The organism is Synechococcus sp. R6-10 (assembly GCF_047461815.1).
GTDB lineage: Bacteria > Cyanobacteriota > Cyanobacteriia > Thermostichales > Thermostichaceae > Thermostichus.
Window position 1 is genome coordinate 1 of record NZ_JANSHW010000267.1, and the last position, 5,677, is coordinate 5,677.

The window sequence follows — 5,677 nt, forward strand, 5'->3', positions numbered from 1 at the left end:
TAGTTTCCCATCTTAACAAGCTCAACTGCCTGTCCAGATTACCCCAGAGCCATTCCTCATCATCCTGAAGATTTCCTAAGGGACGGTGGGGATGGCCAGGGATCCCTCCAGAGCCAAGCGATCGCTGACGATAAGACGCCGACTCTCCAGCGTGATGCCGGTTTGGTTAACCAACATCACAGAAATCCACTCAGAACGGGGTTCTTGCGGAGCATCTGCCTGTAGGAAGATCCCTCCGGCCTGTAGAGGTTCGAGAGCAAACGAGGTCACCTCTGGGTAGCCCGCCCCGGCAACGGGTTGTTCGGCAACGGCGCCCAACAGCAAAGAGTGGGTGAGAGGCTCTGCCACAATCGCCTGCAGCGAATAGGTGGATCCCGGTTTGACCACCTCCGGCAGGTTCAAGGTGACGGTGGGAGGGGCAGATCCAGAGGTGAGGGTGCTGGCCTCCCGCAGCACTTCTTGGTCAATCAACAGCAGTTGTCCGGGATTGGCTGGATCCGGGCGATAGCGATTGCGCACCAGGGCAGAGGCTTCTACCTGAAAGTCCCCCCGCACCGAGGATTGGGATCCCTCTACTTGGCTGAGAATATCCGCAACAATCTCAGGGCCCACCTGCCGCCAGGAGAGGATCTGGGCCGAATAGGTGAGCTTGGGATGAGAGCTCCACAGCTTGCGGATGGCACCTTCCACCTCTTCCCGGTCCAGCCCATCTCGGTGGCGGAAGTCGGGGCTGTAGCCGGCCATCACCCCTGGCAAATCCCGCCGGTTGGCGGCGGCCACCTGCTGGCTTAGCCACTCCACCAGGGCGGCTGGCGGTGGGCTGGAAACTTGCCGCTGGATCCCACTTTCTAGGGGCATCGGGGCAGCTTGGGCCCAAGCCGAGGACTCCGTCCGGCTGACGTGACCGGCTGTCAATCCAAGGGGGATGCTCCAGCTCACGGCCAGAGCAAGGGGCCAAAGCAGTTGCGGAAAGTTAGATCGGGATTTCAAGCCATGGGCCTCCAGCCGGCAAATCTGGATCCCAGTCTAGCCTTAGGGCAGTTGGGATCCCAAAGTCCAGACCAGATAAGATCGATTGAAATAAGCTTTGGCTCATAGCGCCTGTTCTCCATGGCTCCCCAGCACTCTCCAGCTTTCTTGGCCCTGGTCAACGAGGCCAAAAGCCGCATCCAAGAACTGACAGTCGAGCAGGTCAGGCAAAAACAACTGCAAGGGGATCCCTTCTATTTTGTGGATGTGCGGGAAGAGTCGGAGTGGCAAGCCGGCCACGCTGCCGGAGCCATCCATTTGAGCAAAGGGATCATTGAGCGGGACATCGAGAGGGTGATCCCCGACAAAGAAGCGGAGATCGTCCTGTACTGCGGCGGCGGGTTTCGTTCGGCGTTGGCAGCCGATAACCTACAGAAAATGGGCTATCGTCGGGTGATCTCGATGGATGGGGGCATGCGGGCTTGGCGGGAAGCGGGTTTTCCTGAGGAGCGCTAAACCCAGGGGCGCTCTTGTTCTGATTGCAGCATTGGAAGCTTCCCTCTCCCCTTGGGACAAGGGCTAGGGGCAAGGGAAAACTTCTAACCTTGTCTAGAATGACAACAGCTTTGCCCTACTCCTGCCATGCTCCAAACCTTACCCCGCCTGGATGTTGCTGCCCGTTTGCAGCAGTTGCGCCAGCTTCTGCGAGAACAAGATCTGGATGGCTTTTGGGTTCCCTCTGCTGATGAGCATCTCAATGAGTATTTGCCGGAACATCGCAAGCGGCGCCAGTGGATCACAGGCTTTACCGGCTCGGTGGGGGATGCCTTGATCACCCGGGACAGGGCTTGGCTGTGGGTGGATCCCCGCTATCACGAACAGGCGGAGCGGGAGGTGGATCCCAATCTATTGACAGTGATCAAAGGAGGTCTGCCGAATCAGCCCAGCCTGATGGAGATTGTGGAAGAGCTGGGATCCGGCTTTCGCCTGGGGGTGGATCCCTTTACGGTGGCAGTGGCCACCTATCGCCAGTTGCAGGCCCATGCCCAAGCGGGAGGGGTGCTTTTGATCCCGGTCGTGGAAAACTTGGTAGATAAGTTGGCCCAGGGACTTACCGCTCCCTTTGACCGGCCCATTGACTCGGTACCCACCCACCTGAGCGGGGCCACCCCTGCAGAAAAGCTGGCCCAAGTCCGGCAGGAGATGCGCCGCAAGCGGGTGGGACTGTTGCCCCTGACCAAATTGGATCAGGTGGCCTGGCTGTTTAACCTGCGGGGATCCGACATCCCCTACAACCCAGTGTTTTGGGCCTATGCTTTGGTCAGCCTAGATAGAGCGGCTCTATTCACAGATCTGGAGCGGCTCAGTCCCCGATCTCGGCAATTTCTGGCAGAAGCCGGGGTGGAACTCTGGCCCTACGAGACCTACAGCCAACAACTGCCCCAATGGGCCAAGAGCTACGCGCCGGTGGGCTTGGATCCCAAGCAGACCACCCAGGGCACTCAAGAGCTGCTGCAGGATGCGAGCTGCCGCGAGCTGGAGCACCCAGTAGAAGCCCTCAAGGCCGTGAAAAACCCCACCGAGCTGGAACAGATGCGCCTGGCCAACCGCAAGGCCAGCCGGGCCAAGATCCGTACCCTGGCCTGGATCGACCGGCAAATCCAACAGGGGATCCCCATCAGCGAAGCCGACGTGGCCGCCATCATGGAGGCCCATTACCGGGAGGAAGGGGAGTGGGTGGGCCTGAGCTTTAACACCATTGCCGGCGCCGGCGCCAACAGCTCCATCATTCACTACAGCACTCCGGATCCCCAAAAGCTGCTGCAGCCGGGCGAACTGTTTTTGTTGGACTCCGGATCCCACTACTTGGGGGGCACCACCGACGATACCCGCACCGTTTGGATTGGCCCGCAACCCGCGGATCCCTTGTGCAAGCGGCGCTATACCGAGGTGCTCAAGGCCCACATTCAATGCGCCCGCCAGATCTTCCCCCCCGACACCTATGGAGTCTCGTTGGATGGGATCGCCCGCTCTACCCTTTGGCAGGCCGGGCTGGACTATGGCCATGGCACCGGCCACGGTGTCGGCGCCTTTTTGAATGTCCACGAGGGGCCCAACGGGATCCACCGCCGCGCCAGCACCCCTCTCAAAGTGGGCATGATCAACAGCATCGAGCCGGGCTACTACCAGCCGGGATGGGGTGGGATCCGCCTGGAGAACCTCTACGAGGTGATTGCCATTCCCGAGCCGGAGGGCTGGATGGGCTTTCGCTCCCTGACTTGGATCCCTTTTGATGGGCGCTTAATCGATTGGGAACTGTTGAACGAGGTGCAGCGAGCCTGGCTGGACGAGTATCACCGGCAGGTTTACGCCATGCACCACGCCACCTTGCCAGAACAGGATGCCGCCTGGTTACGACGCGCCTGCGGACTGAGCTGATGTACTCGCGCAAGCGTTGCGCGGCGATTACAAATCCCCTGGCAAAGAACGCAGGAAGGATCCCCGCAGTTGACCACATGCGGCATTGCCATCCAAGCCACGGGTTTGGCGCACAGTGGCCCGCACTTGGTGCTGTTCGAGCTGGCGGACGAACTCTCTGACCCGTGTCGGGTGGGGGCGTTGATAGTCAGCTTCAGAGATGGGGTTGTAAGGGATCAGGTTCACGTGCAGTTGTACCCCTGACCGGCTGGCCTGCTGCAGCAATTGCGCCAGTTGGCGGGCATGAATGGGCAGGTCGTTGACCCCCGATAGCAGGGTATATTCAAAACTGACTCGCCGCCCGGTGCGCAGCATGTAGTCGCGGCAATCCTGGATCAGAGTGTCCAGAGGGTAGTGGGCTGCCGAGGGGATCAACTGCTGCCGCAGGTCTTGATTGGGGGCATGCAAGCTGACGGCCAGGGTAACTTGCAGATCCTGCTGCGCCAGCCAGGCAATTTGCCGGGGTACCCCCACCGTCGAGAGGGTGATATGCCGTTGGCCGATGCCGATATCTTGATTCAGGCTGCGGATGGCTTGTACCACCGTATCGCGGTTGAGCAGGGGTTCCCCCATGCCCATAAAGACCACATGGCTGACGCGACGGCCAAAGTCTTCCTGCACCGTCAACACCTGATCCAGAATCTCGTGCAGCTCTAGGTTGCGCCGGTAGCCCATCTTGCCGGTGGCACAGAAATCGCAGGCCATCGGGCAGCCCACCTGAGAAGAGACGCAGACCGTCAGACGCTTGGCCGTTGGGATCCCTACCGTTTCGATCAACTGCCCATCCGCCAACCCCAGCAGAAACTTCACAGTACCATCGCGGGCCTCTGTCCGCTGCACAATGCGCGAGCGTCCCACTGGGTAGCTTTGCACCGCCTCTCGCCAAGCCCTAGGAAACACCGTCACCTGTTCCAGGGAGCGGATCCCTTTTTGGTAGATCCAAGCATGCAGTTGTTGCCCGCGATAGGCCGGCTGTCCTTGGGCAACCGCCCAGTCTTTCAGAGCAGACAAGGATTGCCCCAGCAGCGGAATGGGTAGGGCCGACATCAATACCATCTTAGACGAGATCTCAAGAGGCACAGGAGTCCGGCTCCTCTACTCTAGCCTGTCCCTGCAACCCAATCCCCTTCAAGAACTCCGTCCGACTGGCGCGAACGGCCTCGTCGCCACAGGGTTGCGGTTCCCCTGCCCATGGCAACAACTCCGCCAGAGACAGGGCGGGTGACGGTAAGCAACAATGCTCTCTTAAATTAAATCCCTTAAATTCCCTTAAATCAAGTTGCCCAAGGGCTTTTCCACCCCGCACTCAAGTACAGGGCTACCAAGCTATTCCCTGGTGTAGTTTTGTAGAGTGTGTTATGGAGTGCGCCATCGGGACGGAGTCCCTGACAGTTGGACAAAGTCTGCAGGATCAGGAGCGCTCGATCTGAATCTTCTCGATTTCAATCCATTGAATCCATCTGAACCTATGTCTGTTTCCCCACAACTGGCTCAACTGGCCACCTGGATGGCAGGGCACTTCAACAACCTACAACAGGCGATTGCAGAGCCCGTCTGGTTTGCCAACATTCATGTGTACCAATGCCCCTTGCCTTGGTCGGTGTTGCAGGGGGTGGGGTTTTACGTGGAGCAACTGTACGACATTTATCCTGAGCAGCCTTACCGACAGCGGGTGATCCACCTCTTCGATACTCCAGATGGGATCCGGGTTCAAAACTATGCTCTGACAGCTCCTGACTCCTACAGGTGCGCCGGTCGGGAGTTGTTGCTAGGCAACGCTTACGCGAAGGGGAAATTGGCCGGTCTGACAGCAGCGGAGTTGGAACTCTTGCCCGGCTGTGTCACCCAGGTGGAATGGACGGGATCCTGCTATCGGGGCCGCAGCCTGCCCGGCAAAGGCTGTATTGTTGAACGCAAAGGCAGAACCACCTATTTGTACAGCGAGTTTGAGATCGGAGCCGACTACTTTCACAGCTTGGATCAAGGTCGGGATCCGGAGACCGATCAAGTGATCTGGGGATCCCTATCCGGGCCTTTTCGGTTTGTCAAAAAACAGGATTTTTCCCAGTACCTACCCCGGTGGGCTGAAGTGCTGAACCATGAGGCTGCTGGAGCGACTGGTTGAGCAGCTGCGGGCGCTGGGGATCCCGTTCGCGTCGTCAGCTAGAAATCGCAGGAGCCCCGCACTGTACCCGTAGGGTCAGTGTCGGGAGGAATGCGGAAGTTACGA

The 5,677-nt window shown here is 59.2% G+C and carries 5 protein-coding genes; 3 read left to right on the forward strand and 2 right to left on the reverse strand.

The genetic code is table 11. From position 1 onward, the window contains the following. Nucleotides 1-75 precede the first annotated feature (75 nt). Nucleotides 76-990 (reverse strand): hypothetical protein, encoded by a 915-nt coding sequence (locus NW837_RS08300; RefSeq protein WP_414330578.1) that lies wholly within the window; start codon nt 988-990, stop codon nt 76-78. 120 nt (nt 991-1,110) lie between these two features. Here NW837_RS08300 and NW837_RS08305 point away from each other — a divergent pair, with 120 nt between their 5' ends. Together NW837_RS08305 and NW837_RS08310 are read left to right on the forward strand one after the other, a co-directional pair. Next, complete coding sequence (locus tag NW837_RS08305) at nt 1,111-1,485, forward strand: rhodanese-like domain-containing protein (RefSeq protein WP_011432658.1); 375 nt, start codon at nt 1,111-1,113, stop codon at nt 1,483-1,485. A 126-nt stretch (nt 1,486-1,611) separates the two neighbouring features. After that, nucleotides 1,612-3,408: an aminopeptidase P family protein gene (locus NW837_RS08310; RefSeq protein ID WP_414330580.1), complete on the forward strand. Its 1,797-nt coding sequence runs from the start codon at nt 1,612-1,614 to the stop codon at nt 3,406-3,408. Nucleotides 3,409-3,435: 27 nt separating this feature from the next. Here the strand turns inward: NW837_RS08310 and rlmN are convergent, their stop codons facing one another. After that, on the reverse strand, nt 3,436-4,494 hold the full coding sequence (rlmN, locus tag NW837_RS08315) for a 23S rRNA (adenine(2503)-C(2))-methyltransferase RlmN (RefSeq protein ID WP_414330582.1): 1,059 nt from the start codon (nt 4,492-4,494) through the stop codon (nt 3,436-3,438). 421 nt (nt 4,495-4,915) lie between these two features. Between rlmN and NW837_RS08320 the strand changes: the two genes are divergently transcribed. Continuing rightward, nucleotides 4,916-5,572, forward strand: coding sequence for a chromophore lyase CpcT/CpeT (locus tag NW837_RS08320; protein WP_414330584.1), 657 nt, complete (start codon nt 4,916-4,918; stop codon nt 5,570-5,572). Nucleotides 5,573-5,677 lie beyond the last annotated feature (105 nt).

What these genes read in the sequence shown, in the direction of transcription:
- NW837_RS08310 (WP_414330580.1), top strand. Translation starts at nt 1,612, where the DNA reads ATGCTCCAAACCTTACCCCGCCTGGATGTTGCTGCCCGTTTGCAGCAG.
- NW837_RS08305 (WP_011432658.1), top strand. Translation starts at nt 1,111, where the DNA reads ATGGCTCCCCAGCACTCTCCAGCTTTCTTGGCCCTGGTCAACGAGGCC.
- NW837_RS08320 (WP_414330584.1), top strand. Translation starts at nt 4,916, where the DNA reads ATGTCTGTTTCCCCACAACTGGCTCAACTGGCCACCTGGATGGCAGGG.
- rlmN (WP_414330582.1), bottom strand. Translation starts at nt 4,494, where the DNA reads ATGTCGGCCCTACCCATTCCGCTGCTGGGGCAATCCTTGTCTGCTCTG.